This window comes from Pseudomonas sp. LBUM1676 (assembly GCF_059695605.1).
Genome location: NZ_CP166777.1, coordinates 704,108 through 721,175 on the forward strand (window position 1 = coordinate 704,108; position 17,068 = coordinate 721,175).

Below are 17,068 nucleotides of genomic sequence, written 5' to 3' on the forward strand. Positions count from 1 at the left end.
TTGCGTGCTATCCCCCACGTTGCGTTTTTTCACCATCACCCTGTTCATGGCTTTGCTGGCACTGGCCGGTTGCCAGACGCCGCCGCCAAAAGGCCTGACCCCGGCCCAGGTCGCGGTGCTCAAGCAGCAAGGTTTCGAGTTGACTGAGGAGGGCTGGACGTTTGGCCTGTCAGGCAAAGTGCTGTTTGGCAGTGACGACGACAGCCTGAATGTCGCCAGCACCGACATCGTCGATCATATTGGCAAGGCCTTGCAGGGAGTCGGCATCGAGCGGGTACGGATCGATGGCCATACAGATGCATCCGGCAAGGAATCCTATAACGAGCAGCTTGCCCTGCGCCGCGCGAAAAGCGTCGGCAAGGTGCTGGCCAGGGCCGGGATCAAAGATCAAAACATCCAGTTGCGCGGTCTTGGCAGCAGTCATCCGGTTGCCGCCAACGACACGGCGGCCGGGCGCACCGAAAATCGTCGGGTGTCGATCGTGGTCAGCGCCGACTAATCGGCGAACAACATCTCCCGACTGTCCCCCATCAACAGCGCCTGATTCTGTTCCGTGACCGCGCGGATGTAGTCCCACAGCAAGGTGATCCGCTTGAGCTTCCTCAGGTCCTCGCGGCAGTACATCCAGAATTGTCGGGTGATGTTGATCTCATCCGGTAACACCGGCAGCAAGCGCGAATCCTGAGCAGCCAGGAAGCACGGCAGGATCGCCAGTGACCGCCCTTGCTGCGCGGCCACGAATTGCGCGATGACGCTGGTGCTGCGCAAATTGGCACTGGCACCGGGCAGCACGTTCGCCAGGTACAACAGCTCCGAGCTGAACGCCAGATCGTCGACATAACTGATGAATGAATGTTTACCCAGGTCTGCCGGGCGGCGGATCGGTGGGTGCTTGTCCAGATAATCCTGGGTCGCGTACAGCTGCAACTTGTAGTCACAGAGTTTGCAGCAGACGTATGGACCATGCTCCGGGCGCTCCAGGGCGATGACGATGTCCGCCTCGCGCTTGGACAGACTGATGAAGTGCGGCAGCGGCAGGATGTCCACCGAGATCGCCGGGTAGGCATCGACGAAATGGCTCAGCTGCGGGGTGATGAAAAAACTGCCGAATCCTTCGGTGCAGCCCATGCGCACATGTCCGGATAACGCCACGCCAGAACCTGACACCTGCTCGCAGGCCATGTGCAGGGTGCTTTCGATCGACTCCGCATAACCGAGCAACCGCTGGCCTTCGGCGGTCAGGACGAAACCGCTGGTCCGGGATTTCTCGAACAGCAGCGTGCCTAACGCCGCTTCCAGCGAACTGATGCGCCGCGACACGGTGGTGTAGTCCACCGCCAGGCGCTTGGCCGCGGTGCTGGCCTTGCGGGTGCGGGCGACTTCGAGGAAAAACTTGAGGTCATCCCAGTTCAGTGAACAGAGGGAGGTGATGTTTTTTTGCATGATGGACCGGCTTTTATGTGCGTTCTTATTAGAAGTTTGCACATCTATACTCCAAAAACAGTCCGACAACCAATTCGCGACACACACCTCATCGCAAGGCGAATTCCGCGCCTTGGCTCCACCGATAGTTCTCTAGATAACAACAACGTCCAGGAGACCAGCATGAACGCATCGCTCACGCCAAACGAAACCCCCAACGAAACTGTGGCGCAAAAGGTCAAACTGTTGATCGACGGCGAGTGGGTCGAGTCCCAGACCACCGAGTGGCACGACATCATCAACCCGGCGACCCAGCAAGTGCTGGCCAGGGTTCCGTTCGCCACCGCGCAGGAAGTGGACGCTGCGATCAGCGCTGCCCATCGCGCCTTCCAGACTTGGAAGCTGACGCCGATCGGCGCGCGGATGCGCATCATGCTCAAGCTCCAGGCGTTGATTCGCGAGCACTCCAAGCGCATCGCCGTGGTGCTCAGCAATGAACAGGGCAAAACCATCGCCGACGCTGAAGGCGATATCTTCCGCGGCCTGGAAGTGGTCGAGCACGCCTGCTCCATCGGCAGCCTGCAAATGGGCGAGTTCGCCGAGAACGTAGCGGGCGGCGTCGATACCTACACCCTGCGCCAGCCAATCGGCGTCTGCGCCGGCATCACCCCGTTCAACTTCCCGGCGATGATTCCGCTGTGGATGTTCCCGATGGCGATCGCCTGCGGCAACACCTTCGTGCTCAAGCCGTCCGAACAGGACCCGATGTCGACCATGCTGCTGGTGGAGCTGGCGATCGAGGCCGGTGTTCCGGCGGGCGTGCTTAACGTGGTTCACGGCGGCAAGGATGTGGTGGACGCGCTTTGCACTCACAAGGACATCAAGGCGGTTTCCTTCGTCGGTTCTACCGCGGTCGGTACTCACGTCTACGACCTGGCGGGCAAACACGGTAAACGCGTGCAATCGATGATGGGCGCGAAAAACCACGCCGTGGTGCTGCCGGATGCCAATCGCGTCCAGGCACTCAATGCGCTGGTGGGTGCCGGTTTCGGTGCCGCCGGTCAACGTTGCATGGCTACGTCCGTGGTGGTGCTGGTGGGCGCGGCCAGGCAATGGCTGCCGGACCTGAAGGCACTGGCACAGAAACTCAAAGTGAATGCCGGTAGCGAGCCGGGCACCGATGTGGGCCCGGTGATCTCCAAAAAAGCCAAGGCGCGGATTCTGGATCTGATCGAGAGCGGCATCAAGGAAGGCGCCAAGCTTGAGCTGGACGGTCGCGACGTTAGCGTTCCAGGCTTCGAGAAGGGCAACTTTGTCGGCCCGACCCTGTTCTCCGGCGTGACGCCCGAGATGCAGATCTACACTCAGGAAATCTTCGGTCCGGTGCTGGTGGTGCTGGAAGTCGATACCCTCGATGAGGCCATCGCGCTGGTCAATGCCAACCCGTTCGGCAACGGCACGGGCCTGTTCACCCAAAGCGGTGCGGCGGCACGTAAATTCCAGACCGAAATCGATGTCGGCCAGGTCGGCATCAACATCCCCATTCCGGTACCGGTTCCGTTCTTCAGCTTCACCGGTTCGCGCGGTTCCAAACTCGGCGACCTCGGCCCGTATGGCAAGCAAGTGGTGCAGTTCTACACTCAAACCAAGACTGTCACCAGTCGCTGGTTCGATGACGACAGCGTCAACGACGGTGTGAACACCACCATCAACTTGCGTTAAGGAGCCGGACATGAAAATCGCTTTTATCGGTCTCGGCAACATGGGCGCGCCGATGGCGCGCAACCTGATCAAGGCTGGCCATGCCCTGCGGCTGGTCGACCTGAACAAAACCGTTCTGGCAGAACTGGAGCAACTGGGCGGCAGCATCAGCGCTTCGGCCCGTGAAGCGGCAGAAGGTGCCGAAATGGTGATCACCATGCTGCCCGCCGCGGTTCATGTCCGCAGCGTCTGGCTGGGAGAGGACGGCGTGCTGGCGGGGATCGCCAAGGGCGTGCCGGCCGTGGATTGCAGCACCATCGATCCGCAGACGGCACGTGACGTTGCTGCGGCGGCGGCCAAGCAGGGCGTGGCCATGGCCGATGCACCGGTCTCCGGTGGTACCGGCGGAGCGGCAGCCGGGACCCTGACCTTCATGGTCGGCGCCTCCCCCGAACTGTTCGCCACCCTGCAACCGGTACTGGCGCAGATGGGCCGCAACATCGTCCGTTGCGGCGAAGTTGGCACCGGGCAAATCGCCAAGATCTGCAACAACCTGCTGCTCGGGATTTCCATGGTCGGCGTCAGCGAAGCCATGGCGCTTGGCGAGGCGCTGGGCATCGACAGCGCGGTGCTGGCGGGCGTCATCAACAGTTCCACCGGACGCTGCTGGAGCTCGGAGATGTACAACCCGTACCCGGGCATCGTTGAAACGGCGCCGGCGTCGCGCGGCTATACCGGCGGTTTCGGTGCCGAGCTGATGCTCAAGGATCTGGGGCTGGCCACTGAAGCGGCACGCCAGGCTCACCAGCCGGTGGTGTTGGGTGCGGTGGCGCAGCAGTTGTATCAGGCGATGAGCCAGCGTGGGGAAGGCGGCAAGGACTTCTCGGCGATCATCAACAGCTATCGCAAACCCCTGTAGGAGCGAGCTCGCTCGCGATGGTCGTTAACGATAACGCGGAGAATCTGACACCCCGCGTCGCTCTCGGGTTTTTCGCGAGCAAGCTCGCTCCTACAGGTATGCATCGACATTTACCGGGAAATCACGTCAGGTGATCTCCCGGTTTTTTTGCCTCAGGCAAACACGAAGTACTTGCGCACGGTTTCAACCACTTCCCACGTGCCTTTCATCCCCGGCTCGATGACGAAAATATCACCGGCGCGCAAATGGATAGGGGCCATGCCTTCCGGGGTGATGACGCAGTAGCCTTCCTGGAAATGGCAGTATTCCCACTTCACATATTCCACATACCACTTGCCCGGCGTGCAGATCCAGGTGCCCATGATCTTGCTGCCGTCTTCGCTGGTGTACGCGTTGAGGTTGACGGTGTGCGGGTCGCCTTCGAGTTTCTCCCATTTGCAGGCGTCGAGGACGGGCAGCGGGTGGGTGTCGCGAAGAACGGTAATAGGTGCGGTCATGTGGACTCCGGGCGGTAGATGGGAAGTAGCGCAGAACAACTGAAGTCGCACCCTATAGCGCCCATGCCCCGCTCAGTTGTCTGTGCTCGACATCGAGCTGTCCAGAAACGCGCAACCGATCAAAGACTCTCGAGCGGACACTCGGCTTTGGCCTGTTCGAGGCTGGTTTCGAACTCGATCAGTTGCAAGTGCTGCTGCGACAGCGCGGCAATCCGCTCGCTGATTTCAAGTTTCTTCACCGCGATGGCTTCGTGAGCCAGCTCCCAGGGCATCCCCTGACCTTGATGTCCGGCGAAGATCGCCTGTAACTCCTTGAGCCTGAAACCCAGTTGTTGAGCGCATTTGATAAAGATCAACAGGTCGACGCTTTGCTGGTCGTAGACGCGGTATTTCCCCAGCCGCCGGGCCGCAGACAGCAAGCCGATCGACTCATAATGGCGGATGCTTTTGATCGTGGTTCCAGAGCGTTGCGCGGCTTGGCCGATGTACATGAAAAGTCCCTTTTTACCGTGATTCAGCCCGGCGCATTATCGGCAGACTCAGCGGCTGGCGATAGCCTGGGCTTGCAACAGCCAGGCTTCACGCTGTCGTTGGCTTGCTCCGAGAATCGGGCCGAAAGTGAGCGTGCGTTGTGGCGTGATGCCGCAGAAGGCGAGGGTGGTTTTGCGTATCTGGTGCAGTCCTGGCATGCGATAGACCCAGCGGTAATACCAGGGTGGCGTGTCCATGGTCACCAGTAAATGCGCGCTACGACCGTGCAGCAATTTCTCGGGAAAGGCTTTGCCTTCGCGGTATTTGAAGGCGAATCCGGGCAGGAACACCCGATCGAAAAATCCCTTGAGCAAGGCTGGAGTTCCACCCCACCAGATCGGATAAACCAACGTCAAATGCTCGGCCCACAGGATATCCGCCTGGGCAAGACGCAAATCAGCTTCCAGTGGCTGGACCTGCTGATAGCCTTCGCGCAGCACCGGGTCAAAGTCCAGGCTGCCCAGAAACAACTGGCGTACATCATGCCCGGCGCGCAACGCCGATTGTGTGTAACGCTCCGCAAGCGCGGCGCAGAAGCTGTTGCTCGACGGATGACCGAGAATCACCAGAATTCGCTTGCCCATCATTTCTGTCCTTGAAGAAGAAACTCCAAGGGTAAAGTCTGCTCCTCAGGGGAGAGTCAAGGCGAGCAGCAAGGCCCTGGCGTAACCGGGCAACACCGCGAAGTCCCGGGCGCAGAGCAGGAGTTTGCGTTGGGCCCAGGGTTCTTGCAGGGCGAGACTCTTGAAGGGCGTTTCGTCGGGCCTGCGTTCGACTGCCGCGAGTGGCACGATCGCCACCCCCGCTCCCCGGGCGACCATGCGCATCACCCCGTCGAAGCCATCGGCGCGGATACGGATCTGCAAGCGTACGCCTGCGTGCAAGGCCTGTTCTTCAAGGTAGACGGCCAAGGCGCTGTTGGCGTTCAGGCCGACGTAGTCGTGGTGCAAGGTGTCGCTGAAGTTCACAGCTGCGGCGTCGGCCAAGGGATGATCGCGCGGCATGATCAGCACCAGCGGATCGTCGCGGAACGGGCGGGTCTGCAAATCGTCTGTGTCTACGGCGTCGGACACGATGCCGAGGTCTGCCGCGCCCTGGCGCAAGGCGTGGGTGATGCGGGTGCTGGGCAGTTCCTGCAGGTCGATGTCGAGGTTTGGGTGTTCGCGCAGGAAGTCCGCGAGTAGCTCCGGCAAATATTCGGTGATCGCGGTGGTATTGCACAACAGACGGACCTGGCCTTTGACGCCTTTGGCATATTCGGCCAGGTCCTGCTGCAGGCGTTCGGCCTGTTGCAGCAGGACGCGGGCGTGTTGCGCCAGGGCCTTGCCGGCGGGTGTGGGCGTGACACCGCGACGACCGCGCTGCAGGAAGTCGATGCCGAGTGAGGACTCCATGGCGCGGATTCGTGCGCTGGCGGCGGCCAGGGACAGATGACTGCGAGCCGCGCCGGCGGTGATGTTGCCGGTGTCGAGGATGTTCAGGTAGAGGCGCAGGTCAGTCATGTCGAAGTGCATCGAGGCTATCTCTGGGCATTTGTCGTCTGGGCGGACGTCTTCGCGAGAAGGCTCGCTCCCACAAGGATCTCTGTTTTCCGCACATATTAAGTTCGCTGAAATCCAGTGTGGGAGCGAGCCTGCTCGCGAAGGCGTCAGCGAAAGCCTCAGCCTCTACCATATCAAGAGGCAGCCTCAGTATATGACAGATTTCCAAGCGGCCTATCAGGGCTCAGGATAAGCCCATGAAAACTCTCGCCGCGTTCTACCAAAATCTCGGCCTGACCCTGTCGGTACTGGTCATCGCCACCTTCCTCCTGGCAGGCATGATCAAGGGGATCATCGGCCTCGGCCTGCCAACCATCGCCATGGGCCTGCTGGGCCTGGCTATGGCGCCGGCGCAGGCTGCGGCGCTGTTGATCATCCCCGCCACCCTCACCAACGTCTGGCAACTGGCCCTCGGTGGGCATCTGCTGAAGCTGGTCAAACGGCTGTGGCCGATGCTGCTGGCGATCTTCATCGGCACTGGTGCGGGTACGGTGTGGATCGGCATGGCGGGTGGTCATTGGGTGGTGCGGGGGCTGGGGGCGGCGTTGTTGCTGTACGCCTTGAGCGGGTTGTTCCTGCCGACCCTGCAGGTGGGCGGGCGTAGCGAGCGCTGGCTTGCTCCGCTCTGCGGCGTGCTGACCGGCGTCATTACTTCGGCCACCGGTGTCTTCGTGATTCCGGCTGTGCCCTATCTGCAGGCGCTGGGCTTGAGCAAGGATGAACTGGTGCAGGCGCTGGGCCTGTCGTTCACCGTCTCGACCCTCGCCCTGGCCGCCGGCCTGTCCTGGCGCGGCGCCCTCGGCGGTGCGGAGTTGAGCGCCTCGTTGCTGGCGCTGATTCCGGCGGTGCTGGGTATGCTGCTGGGGCAATGGCTGCGCCAGCGGATCAGCGCCGTGTTATTCAAGCGCGTGTTCTTCATCGGCCTCGGCTTGCTCGGCGGCCACTTGCTGATCAGCGGGTAGCGGACGAGGGACTGAGCATGTCGATGGCGCGGATCTCGAAATCCCGTTCCAGGTACTCATCGCGCTGGTCGAGGAACTGCTTCATGTGCGGCAGGTTCGAGTGCACGTCCAGGTGGGCCTGGGACTGCCAGATCTCGTAGAAGATAAACAGCGTCGGGTCCTGTTTGTCGCGCAGCATGTGGTATTCGATGCAGCCGGGCTCGGCGCGGCTCGCTTCTACATAGCCGCTGAAAAACGCTTCGAAGGCGTCGGATTTTTCCGGGCGGGTCTTGGCGTGCAGGATGAAGCCTTGCATTTCACTCATCAAAAAATCCTCAAGTCAGTATCGACACAAGTCTAAGGCAACAATCTCTTGTCGATTCGTGCTTGTGGGTCAAATGAATTTTGCTGATTCAGGGCTTATTCCGCGCGAGGCGGATGATTAGCCTGCGGCCATCAAATTCTGACCCTTGCGAGACTCCTCATGAAGAAAGTCCTGTTGCTCAACGGCGGCAAAAAGTTCGCCCACTCCGATGGCCGCTACAACACCACCCTGCACGACGCCGCGCTGAGCGTGCTGGATCGCGGGGGCATGGATGTGAAAGCCACCTTCATCGACGAGGGGTACGACGTCGCCGAAGAAGTCGCCAAATTCCTCTGGGCCGACGTGATCATTTATCAGATGCCGGGCTGGTGGATGGGCGCGCCGTGGACCGTCAAGAAATACATCGACGAGGTCTTTACCGAAGGCCACGGCAGCCTGTATGCCAGCGACGGCCGCACCCGTTCCGACGCGTCGCAAAAATACGGCAGCGGCGGTCTGTTGCAGGGCAAGCAATACATGCTGTCGCTGACCTGGAACGCGCCGCAGCAAGCGTTCGACGACCCCACCGACTTCTTCGAAGCCAAGGGTGTGGACGCGGTGTACTTCCCGTTTCACAAGGCCAACGAATTCCTCGGCATGAGCGGATTGCCGACGTTCCTGAGCGTCGACGTGATGAAACGCCCGAATATCGAAGCCGATGTGGCGCGTTACGAACAGCATTTGACCGAGGTGTTCGGCCTGCCAGCCTGAGGTTCCATTTGCCCCGCATCCAGCTACTATCAAGCCAGTTTTTGAATGAGGGGCATCCGTGAAAGCCAGATCCGATGAATTGCAGATTTTCGTCTGCGTGATCGAGTGCGGGTCGATTTCGGCCGCGGCCGAGCAGGTTGGGCAAACGCCTTCGGCGGTCAGTCGCACCTTGTCGCGGCTGGAGGCCAAACTCGATATCACCTTGATCAACCGCACCACGCGACGCATGGATTTGACCGAGGAGGGCAAGTACTTTTTCGAGCACGCCAAGCTGATTCTCGATCAGATGGACGAACTTGAAGAGCGCCTGTCCTCACGCCAGCAAACCCCGTCCGGGCGCCTGCGGATCAACGCCGCATCGCCGTTCATGCTGCATGCCATCGTGCCGTACATCGATGAGTTCCGCAGCCTCTATCCCGACATCCAGCTCGAACTCAACAGCAACGACCTGATCATCGACCTGCTCGAGCAAAGCACCGATATCGCCATCCGCATCGGCACGCTGGCCGATTCGACCTTGCACGCCCGCTCCCTGGGATGCAGCCCGCTGCACATCGTCGCCAGCCCGGCGTACTTGGAGAAACACGGCGTACCGGTTGAAGTGGCGGATTTGTCCGGGCATACGCTGCTGGGCTTTACCCAGAACGAAGGCTTGAATCAATGGCCGCTGCGCTATGTGCACGGTGATCGCTGGCCGATCCAGGCGTCGATCAGCGCTTCAAGCGGCGAGACCATCCGGCACCTGGCGCTGGAAGGCCAAGGCATCGCCAGCCTGTCGCATTTCATGACGATCGAGGACATCCGCGCCGGGCGTTTGCAGGTGCTGCTGGCCGAGTTCAACAGCGGCTATCGTCAGCCGATCAACGCGGTGTACTACCGTAACTCGCAACTGGCCCTGCGGATCCAGTGCTTTCTGGACTTCATCCAGGGCAAATTGGCGACTTACGCGATAGCGGACTTCAAGGGCTGATTCGTGATCCCTGTGCAAGAGTGAATTGGGCCACACCGGCTGTTTCCCCTGGCATCACTCCCCGATACTGGCTGTACAACTTATTAACGCAGGGAGTTTCTCCATGAACGTATTCGTTACCGGCGCTGCCGGTTTTATCGGCGGCTCCATTGCCACCGGTCTGGTCCGGGCAGGTCACAAGGTTACCGGCCTGGTGCGCAGCACCGAACAAGCCAATGAATTGAGTGCACTGGGCATCACCCCGGTGATCGGCACGCTGGACGACAGCGCGCTTCTAGCCGAACAGGCCCAGGCTGCCGATGCCGTCATCAATGCCGCCAGCAGCGACCATCGCGCAGCGGTGCAAGCCCTGCTCGACGCACTGCGCGGCACCCACAAGGTGTTCCTGCACACCAGCGGTTCAAGCATCGTCGGCGATGCGTCGGGGGGTAAAGCCAGCGACGTCGTCTATTACGAAGACAGCCTGCCTGAGCCGACCGTCGACAAGGCAGCTCGCGTGGCCATCGATAACCTGATCCTCGACGCTGCCAAATATGGCGTGAACTCGGCCGTCATCTGCAACACCCTGATCTATGGCCATAGCCTTGGAGTCAATCGCGACAGCGTGCAATTGCCACGCCTGCTGAAACAGGCGCGCAAAAGTGGTGTGGTCCGGCATGTCGGCCCGGGTCGGAACATCTGGTCCAACGTGCACATCGAAGACGTGGTGTCCCTGTACCTGCTGGCGCTGAGCAAAAACCTGCCGGGCACGTTCTACTTCGTCGAAAGCGGTGAGGCGTCGTTCATCGAGATGACCACCGCGATCGCCGAAGCGTTGAAGCTGGGTGCACCACAAGACTGGCCGCTGCAAGAGGCCGAAGCCGAGTGGGGTTATGAAATGGCCAACTATGGCCTGGGTTCCAACAGCCGGGTACGCGGCAAGCATGCGCGGGAGTTGTTGGGCTGGGCGCCGAAGCGGACTTCGGTGGTTGAGTGGATTCGGGACGAGATGGTTTGAGTACGCTCTAGACCGCGTCGCTGCCTTCGCGAGCAGGCTCGCTCCCACAATTTGATCTGCACAGGGCACAGATTTTTGTCCGACGCAAAACCACTGTGGGAGCGAGCCTGCTCGCGAATGCATTTGCGAAGTCCCAACAACTGGCCGGGTCGCCCTCGATTCCGTAACATCCGCCCCTGTCTTTTCCGGCCGTTTCCTGTGGCCTGTATTGTTGGGTAAACCATGAAACCAAAACGTCTGCGCGCCGATGTCCTGGCCGGACTCACCACCTCTTTCGCCTTGCTCCCCGAATGCATCGCCTTCGCGCTGGTGGCCCACCTCAATCCATTGATGGGCCTCTACGGCGCATTCATCATCTGCACCCTGACCGCGCTCTTCGGCGGACGGCCGGGCATGGTCTCCGGCGCTGCCGGATCGATGGCCGTGGTGATCGTAGCGCTGGTGGTCCAGCACGGCGTGCAGTACTTGCTGGCCACTGTGCTGCTGGGTGGCCTGATCATGCTCGCGTTCGGCCTGCTGCGGCTCGGCAAACTGGTGCGTATGGTGCCGCACCCGGTGATGCTCGGCTTCGTCAACGGCCTGGCGATTATCATTGCCCTGGCGCAACTGGAGCACTTCAAGAGCGGTGACGCCTGGTTGAGCGGGGCGCCGTTGTACCTGATGGCGGGGCTGGTAGCGGTGACCATGGCCATCGTCTACCTGCTGCCGCGCCTGACCCGTGCCGTGCCGCCTGCATTGGTGGCAATCCTGGGTGTTGGCCTCGCGGTCTATCTGCTCGGCCTGCCGACCCGCACCCTGGGCGACATGGCACACATTGCCGGCGGCCTGCCGACCTTTGCGCTGCCAGACATCCCCTGGAATCTGCAAACCCTGCACATCATTGCCCCTTACGCAATTCTGATGGCGCTGGTCGGCCTGCTGGAAACCCTGCTGACCCTGAACCTCACCGACGAGATCACCGAAAGCCGTGGTTTCCCGGATCGCGAATGCGTGGCGCTGGGCGCGGCCAACATGGTCTCCGGTGTGTTCGGCGGCATGGGCGGCTGCGCGATGATCGGCCAGACGGTGATCAACCTCAGCTCCGGCGGTCGTGGCCGACTGTCCGGGGTAGTGGCCGGTGTCCTGATTCTGCTGTTCATCCTGTTTTTGTCGCCGCTGATCGAGCGCATCCCGTTGGCGGCACTGGTCGGGGTGATGTTCGTGGTGTCGCAGCAGACATTTGCCTGGGCTTCGTTGCGGGTGCTGAACAAAGTCCCGCTGAACGATGTGTTGGTGATCATCGCCGTCACGGTGATTACAGTGTTCACCGATCTGGCCACCGCGGTGCTGTGCGGGATCATCATCGCGGCGCTCAACTTCGCCTGGCAACAGGCTCGCGAGCTGTATGCCGACGCTCATATCGAAGCCGACGGCAGCAAGCTGTATCACCTGCATGGCACGCTGTTCTTCGCCTCGACCGCACCTTTCCTCAATCAGTTCGACCCTGCCAACGACCCAGCGCACGTGACCCTGGATTGTCGTCACCTGAGGTTCGTCGACTACTCGGCGATCGCCGCGCTGAAAACCCTGCGTGAGCGCTACACCAAGGCTGGCAAACATCTGCACGTGTTTCACCTGTCGGAGCGCTGCAAGCAAATGCTCAAGCGGGCAGGGGGCGAACTCGGCTGAGTCGACGGCTACAGGGCGTCTGATGCGTTGCACAATCGGGCCGGTTCCAGCGCCACGGTCGATGGGTGGCCGGCGGTATCCAGACGTTGCAGCGACATCAGGCACTGGCCGCTTTCGAGCATGATCAACTCATAGTCCTTGCCGGCCTGCGGGGTGAAACGCAAGCTTTGCTGGCAGCTGTAGGAATACCCGTTGGACACGCTTCCCTGGCTCTGGAAATTCACCGTGAACGGCTGATTGGCCGGGACCTTGAGTTCCGTGCGCACCAGATCCGCGGCTTGCACCTGGGGCTGACTGACTGGCATGCCCAGGTTTTGTCCGTTGCGATTGGCGAACCCGGATTGCGCCACTGCCATGACCCCGGCACCGGGACTGTTCCAGTCGATGCAGCCTCGCGCCGGCACTCCGCGTGCCATGCCATTGGTGATCACCCGCATGCGCGCTGTGTCACCGGACATCGGCTCCGCGTAAGGCGTGGAATAGGAGCGCACGTTGGCCAGGTTACCGCAGCCGCTCAAACTCAACGCAATGGTCGCAACCAGTAGTGTTCTCATGGAAAGATCCCTTGATCCAGACGAAAAGCCGATCGCCTCAGCGACACTGATAAGGGCTCTCGCCGCTCAGTTCCCAGGCACAGCGGAGTTTCGTCTTCTTAGTGAACAGGCGCGCAAGCATGCAGCTTGCTGGCACCAGGCAGGGTGCACAGGTCCAGACCATCGCGACGGCTATAACCTGCGCGTTTCATGCACTGGAAGCGCTCGGCTCTTTGTTCGATTGTGGCTTTGGCATCGGTGCCAGAGCCGTTGATGTACCCGCACGCCAGCATCGACTGAAACGCGTCGTTCTCGCTGGCACCGGCTTTTAGCCACTGGCTCGACTCCGCGGGCGGTGGCTGAAAGGGTCTGGCGTGGCAGGCGCTGATGACCGGGAGCAGGCACACCGCGAATGCAATATTTTTCCAGCGCATGACGAATGTTCCTTATTTCTTCGGGGTGACCGGGAAACGTCGATCGCGAGTCCGGTGAATGGGTCCAGTAGCGAGTACAGGATGCTGCAGCACCATCGCTATAGCAGCTATGTACGGCGGTATGGAGTGGAGACAGTCACTTATCGCGACTGACCACATTACAAGCTTCATTGAGCATTACGTATTAGCATGCAATCAATGATTTCATTGATTGCATGAGGTGGCGTCATGGCCAGTATCACCATTCGTAATCTGGACGACACAATTAAAGAACAGCTGCGTATTGCCGCCGCTCACAATGGGCACTCCATGGAGGAAGAGGTCCGCCTGATTCTTGGGAGAGCGCTGGCTACCGTTGACCGAGCTGGAGGGCTTGGTAGTCGGATCCGCAATAGATTCAGCGATGTCGGTGGCGTGGACCTCGATTTACCCAAACGTTCGGAGAAAGCGACAGCGGTGGATTTCTCTGAATGATAGTGCTCGATACCAATGTTCTTTCTGAGTTTATGCGGGCCGAGCCCGAGGCTCGAGTAGTGGCCTGGATTGATAGGCAGCCAGCGATGGATTTGGCAATCAGCGCGGTCACGGTGGCAGAGATACTTCATGGAATTGCCCGATTACCTTATGGAAAGCGCAAGCAAAAACTTGAAGCTCATGCGATGGAGATGTTCGAAGAAGATTTCGCCGGAAGGATATTGCCTTTTGATGTTCACGCCGCCGTCGAGTACGCCACGCTGGTAGCGGGTTGTGAGGCTCAGAGGCGAGCGGCTTCCATGGCTGATGCGCAAATTGCCGCAATATGCCGGACTCACGGCGCACCGATTGCCACCCGCCATGTTCGGGACTTCGAGTTTTCCGGGATCGAGGTGATCAATCCGTGGGAAGCCTGACGCAGTCAGTGGCGTGAAGATGATCGTTCCCACGTGGAAGAGGGAACGATCATGGGTACGACTCAGACCCGGAAGTGACTGACCATCATCTGCAACTGATTGCCCAACCGCGCCAGTTCAACACTGGACGCGGCGGTTTCGTCGCTGGCGGCGGCGGTCTGTTCGGACACGTCGCGCACGTTGATGATGCTGCGGCTGATCTCTTCGGCCACGGCGCTTTGCTGTTCGGCGGCGGCCGCGATCTGCTGGTTCATCGACTGGATGTTGGACACCGTGCGGGTGATGTTTTCCAGGGACACGCCGGCCTTGCGGGTCAGCGCCACGCTGCTGTCGGTCAGGGTGCGGCTGTTGTTCATCACGGCCGATACTTGTTGGGTGCCATTTTGCAAGCCGGCGACCAGGCCTTCGATTTCTTCGGTGGATTTCTGCGTGCGTTGGGCCAGGCCACGGACTTCATCGGCCACCACGGCGAAACCACGACCGGCTTCACCGGCACGGGCCGCCTCGATGGCGGCGTTAAGCGCCAGTAGGTTGGTCTGCTCGGCGACTGCCTTGATCACGTCCATGACACTGCCGATCTTGTCGCTTTCCTGTTGCAGCACGCTCATGGCCTGGGTCGAGCGCGCCACTTCGCTGGCCAGGCGTTCGATCTGGGCGATGGCTTCGTTGACCACCTTGTCGCCTTCGCGAGCTTCGCCATCAGCGGCAGCCGCGGCCTGGGAGGCTTCTGCGGCGTTGCGCGCGACTTCCTGCACTGTCGCTGTCATCTCGTGCATGGCCGTCGCCACCTGATCGGTCTCGATCTTCTGGCTGTTGACCCCGGCGCTGGTCTGCTCGGTCACGGCCGACAACTCTTCGGCGGCGCTGGCAATCTGGGTGACGCCATCGCGAATGCCACTGATCAGATCGCGCAGGGTAACGCCCATGCGCGCGATGCCTTGCTGCAATACGCCGAGTTCGTCGCGGCGAGTCACCTTGACGTCATGGGACAGGTCGCCGCTGGCGATGCGCTCGACGACGGCCAGGGTGTCGCGAATGGGGCCGGTGATCTGGCGGGTGATGATGACGGCAGCGATGATGCCCACTAACAGTGCCAGCAGGGTACTGATCAGTTGCAGGGTGCGAGCCTGGGCGCTTTCGGCGTCACGGCGGTCGAGCTGAATCTGATACAGCTGATCGCTCAGGGACACGATGGCGGCGCCCTGGTCGGTCATTTCCTTGCGCGCCTGGACCGCGTCGTTGCTGGCGTTTTTATACGCCTGCAAGGCGCTGCGGTAGTTGCCCAGGGCGGTTTCCAGCTGACGCAGGGCGTCTGGCTGAGTCTCGGCGAAATGCCCGTTCAATGACTTCAGACTGGCAATCGCCCTATCCAGTTGGCCAACGGCTTTTCGCTCGGTCTCGGCATTGGTGGTGGCGGTGTAGCCGCGCACTTCGTAGCGCGCAAGCATGAATGCTTCCTTGGCAGTCGTGATGGCCTGGAATTGTTCGAAGCGCTGATCACTCAAGGGCAGTTGCAGCACGCCAGTCTTGATGGCGTCGATCAGCTGGCTGGCGGCTTCGGCGTTGCTGCCCATGACATCGCGGGCGCTGTTACCGTTGCGGTAGGCGCTGCGCATTGTGTTCAGCGACGTTTTGTAAGCTTCGATGACGGCGCCTTGTTCCCTCAGCAACTTGAGGTTTTCCGGGCTCTTGAATTTCGCCAGCAGCGCTTGTTGCTGGGCGGAGAACGCGTCAAGGGTGGTCTGTACGTTTTGCGCGGCGGTTTCGTCGCCGTTGGTCAGCATGTATTGCAGGCGAACCACACGCAGTTTGGTCAGGCCGGCATTGAGCTGAGTGATGTCGCTCATCCAGTTGCTGCGGTCAATCAAACCGCCCAGGCTCGTCCAGCCGGTCAGGGCGAGGACGCAGGTCAGTGCCAGGACCAGGCCGAACCCCAGGCCCAGTTTCAGGTTCACGCTGATATTGCCGAACCAGCTATTCATCAAATTCCTCCAGGAACGTTGTGCTTCTTGATCGTCGGTTGGCTGGAAGATTGTTGTTTTTGGGAGCCAGCAAGGTAGGTAGCAGGTGTGTATCGGCAGCAATCGCTGGAGCTGAAAGGTTTTTGTGAAGCGGATTCTGCAACAAGGTTTTTTGCGTCGGATTTCAAGCTTGTTGGGTTGGAGGGTCTGAACGCTGAGTTCCGTCTTCCGGGCAAGGATTGGAATGTTTTTCGTCCGGGACATTGTCTTCGCGAGCAAGTCGGAGCGGCGGTGCGGCGATCCGACTTGCTCGCGAAGAACGATAACGCGCAACACCTGAATGAACGCCTGCCTACCCGTGCGGATCGACGTTATCCAACGCCCGGTTCACTGCCAGTTCCGCCAACATGACGATCTGCGCAATGGCCAGCGCAGTGTTGCGTTGTGGACCGCTCAGGTAGGTGGCGAAATCATTGGCCATGACATTGGCTGAAGCCAATGACTCGCAGGCATGGGCCAGGAGGCTTTCGGTGTCCATGTCCGGGATGACCATGAACAGGGTGTTGGGGCGATAGGGTCTGGTGGTTTCGAAGGGGGGATCGGGGATTAATTTGTCCATTGCAACAATCCTCATGCGTTGGCGCCACCCATTGCCGTTTCTCACACGGCGAAGTGGTGGCAGCTATGTGCGAGGTGAGAAAACCGGTTATGGACACCCGGCCAGACCGAAGTCTGCCCGCACACAGCCGCCATAACGCATCGACGGCCAGCGGATAAGCTGGCGGCGATTATGCGGTTACTGGCTCTGGATGACCATAATCTGCCGGGATCTCACACCCGATCACTGAGTTTTCAGCGACTGCCAAAGGTTATTGAGCGTACTTCCGACCGACAACCTTAAAGTCCTGTGGGATTTTTCTTCTGGTCTTCTTCTTGTGTAGGACATGTCACGCTAGGCGCCGGGACCAGGGCTGGTCAGGTGTTGCAT

The 17,068-nt window shown here is 60.4% G+C and carries 20 protein-coding genes and 1 pseudogene; 10 read left to right on the plus strand and 11 right to left on the minus strand.

Annotated features, from left to right (window positions below; translation table 11 throughout):
• Positions 1-4: 4 nt before the first annotated feature.
• On the plus strand, positions 5-499 hold the full coding sequence (gene yfiB, locus ACA041_RS03160; protein ID WP_497439847.1) for an outer membrane lipoprotein YfiB: 495 nt from the start codon (positions 5-7) through the stop codon (positions 497-499).
• Here yfiB and ACA041_RS03165 read toward each other — a convergent pair.
• Positions 496-1,443 (minus strand): LysR family transcriptional regulator, encoded by a 948-nt coding sequence (locus ACA041_RS03165; protein WP_497439848.1) that lies wholly within the window; start codon positions 1,441-1,443, stop codon positions 496-498. The two genes, yfiB and ACA041_RS03165, sit on opposite strands and share 4 nt — an antisense overlap.
• A gap of 162 nt (positions 1,444-1,605) precedes the next feature.
• Between ACA041_RS03165 and ACA041_RS03170 the strand changes: the two genes are divergently transcribed.
• Complete coding sequence (locus ACA041_RS03170) at positions 1,606-3,144, plus strand: CoA-acylating methylmalonate-semialdehyde dehydrogenase (protein ID WP_497439849.1); 1,539 nt, start codon at positions 1,606-1,608, stop codon at positions 3,142-3,144.
• Positions 3,145-3,154: 10 nt separating this feature from the next.
• Positions 3,155-4,042 (plus strand): 3-hydroxyisobutyrate dehydrogenase, encoded by an 888-nt coding sequence (mmsB, locus tag ACA041_RS03175; protein WP_497439850.1) that lies wholly within the window; start codon positions 3,155-3,157, stop codon positions 4,040-4,042.
• A gap of 152 nt (positions 4,043-4,194) precedes the next feature.
• Here mmsB and ACA041_RS03180 read toward each other — a convergent pair whose 3' ends face one another.
• The 4 genes from ACA041_RS03180 to ACA041_RS03195 all read right to left on the minus strand — a co-directional run bounded on the left by ACA041_RS03180 (position 4,195) and on the right by ACA041_RS03195 (position 6,584).
• Positions 4,195-4,539, minus strand: coding sequence for a cupin domain-containing protein (locus tag ACA041_RS03180; RefSeq protein ID WP_007988984.1), 345 nt, complete (start codon positions 4,537-4,539; stop codon positions 4,195-4,197).
• Positions 4,540-4,658: 119 nt separating this feature from the next.
• Positions 4,659-5,030, minus strand: a complete 372-nt coding sequence (locus tag ACA041_RS03185; RefSeq protein ID WP_497439851.1) for a MerR family transcriptional regulator — start codon at positions 5,028-5,030, stop codon at positions 4,659-4,661.
• Between the two features lie 48 nt (positions 5,031-5,078).
• The gene (locus ACA041_RS03190; protein ID WP_497439852.1) at positions 5,079-5,657 is read right to left on the minus strand and encodes an NAD(P)H-dependent oxidoreductase; all 579 of its coding nucleotides are present in this window, start codon (positions 5,655-5,657) and stop codon (positions 5,079-5,081) included.
• Positions 5,658-5,699: 42 nt separating this feature from the next.
• Complete coding sequence (locus ACA041_RS03195; protein WP_497439853.1) at positions 5,700-6,584, minus strand: LysR family transcriptional regulator; 885 nt, start codon at positions 6,582-6,584, stop codon at positions 5,700-5,702.
• Positions 6,585-6,808: 224 nt separating this feature from the next.
• Between ACA041_RS03195 and ACA041_RS03200 the strand changes: the two genes are divergently transcribed.
• Positions 6,809-7,573 carry a sulfite exporter TauE/SafE family protein gene (locus ACA041_RS03200; RefSeq protein ID WP_497439854.1) on the plus strand — a complete coding sequence of 255 codons (765 nt, stop codon included), beginning with the start codon at positions 6,809-6,811 and terminating at the stop codon, positions 7,571-7,573.
• On the opposite strand, the gene ACA041_RS03205 is transcribed toward ACA041_RS03200, so the two are convergent.
• Positions 7,563-7,877, minus strand: coding sequence for a putative quinol monooxygenase (locus ACA041_RS03205; protein ID WP_497439855.1), 315 nt, complete (start codon positions 7,875-7,877; stop codon positions 7,563-7,565). The two genes, ACA041_RS03200 and ACA041_RS03205, sit on opposite strands and share 11 nt — an antisense overlap.
• A gap of 159 nt (positions 7,878-8,036) precedes the next feature.
• Here ACA041_RS03205 and mdaB point away from each other — a divergent pair, with 159 nt between their 5' ends.
• From mdaB to ACA041_RS03225, 4 genes are all read left to right on the plus strand, one after another.
• Positions 8,037-8,627: an NADPH:quinone oxidoreductase MdaB gene (gene mdaB / locus ACA041_RS03210; protein WP_497439856.1), complete on the plus strand. Its 591-nt coding sequence runs from the start codon at positions 8,037-8,039 to the stop codon at positions 8,625-8,627.
• A 58-nt stretch (positions 8,628-8,685) separates the two neighbouring features.
• On the plus strand, positions 8,686-9,597 hold the full coding sequence (locus ACA041_RS03215) for a LysR family transcriptional regulator (RefSeq protein ID WP_497439857.1): 912 nt from the start codon (positions 8,686-8,688) through the stop codon (positions 9,595-9,597).
• Between the two features lie 103 nt (positions 9,598-9,700).
• Positions 9,701-10,594: an NAD-dependent epimerase/dehydratase family protein gene (locus tag ACA041_RS03220; protein ID WP_497439858.1), complete on the plus strand. Its 894-nt coding sequence runs from the start codon at positions 9,701-9,703 to the stop codon at positions 10,592-10,594.
• Between the two features lie 222 nt (positions 10,595-10,816).
• The gene (locus tag ACA041_RS03225; RefSeq protein ID WP_497439859.1) at positions 10,817-12,262 is read left to right on the plus strand and encodes a SulP family inorganic anion transporter; all 1,446 of its coding nucleotides are present in this window, start codon (positions 10,817-10,819) and stop codon (positions 12,260-12,262) included.
• 8 nt (positions 12,263-12,270) lie between these two features.
• On the opposite strand, the gene ACA041_RS03230 is transcribed toward ACA041_RS03225, so the two are convergent.
• Both ACA041_RS03230 and ACA041_RS03235 read right to left on the minus strand, forming a co-directional pair.
• Positions 12,271-12,816, minus strand: a complete 546-nt coding sequence (locus tag ACA041_RS03230) for a hypothetical protein (protein WP_497439860.1) — start codon at positions 12,814-12,816, stop codon at positions 12,271-12,273.
• A 98-nt stretch (positions 12,817-12,914) separates the two neighbouring features.
• Complete coding sequence (locus tag ACA041_RS03235; RefSeq protein WP_497439861.1) at positions 12,915-13,229, minus strand: hypothetical protein; 315 nt, start codon at positions 13,227-13,229, stop codon at positions 12,915-12,917.
• A gap of 228 nt (positions 13,230-13,457) precedes the next feature.
• Between ACA041_RS03235 and ACA041_RS03240 the strand changes: the two genes are divergently transcribed.
• The gene (locus ACA041_RS03240; RefSeq protein ID WP_497439862.1) at positions 13,458-13,703 is read left to right on the plus strand and encodes a FitA-like ribbon-helix-helix domain-containing protein; all 246 of its coding nucleotides are present in this window, start codon (positions 13,458-13,460) and stop codon (positions 13,701-13,703) included.
• Positions 13,700-14,119, plus strand: a complete 420-nt coding sequence (locus tag ACA041_RS03245) for a type II toxin-antitoxin system VapC family toxin (protein ID WP_497439863.1) — start codon at positions 13,700-13,702, stop codon at positions 14,117-14,119. The genes ACA041_RS03240 and ACA041_RS03245 overlap by 4 nt, the downstream gene beginning before the upstream one ends.
• A gap of 62 nt (positions 14,120-14,181) precedes the next feature.
• Here the strand turns inward: ACA041_RS03245 and ACA041_RS03250 are convergent, their stop codons facing one another.
• From ACA041_RS03250 to ACA041_RS03260, 3 genes and pseudogenes are all read right to left on the minus strand, one after another.
• Positions 14,182-15,045, minus strand: a complete 864-nt coding sequence (locus ACA041_RS03250; RefSeq protein ID WP_497441999.1) for a methyl-accepting chemotaxis protein — start codon at positions 15,043-15,045, stop codon at positions 14,182-14,184.
• 42 nt (positions 15,046-15,087) lie between these two features.
• Positions 15,088-16,344 (minus strand): annotated as a pseudogene (locus ACA041_RS03255) (methyl-accepting chemotaxis protein); the annotation flags it as partial.
• Positions 16,345-16,432: 88 nt separating this feature from the next.
• Positions 16,433-16,699, minus strand: coding sequence for a DUF6124 family protein (locus ACA041_RS03260; protein WP_497439864.1), 267 nt, complete (start codon positions 16,697-16,699; stop codon positions 16,433-16,435).
• Positions 16,700-17,068 lie beyond the last annotated feature (369 nt).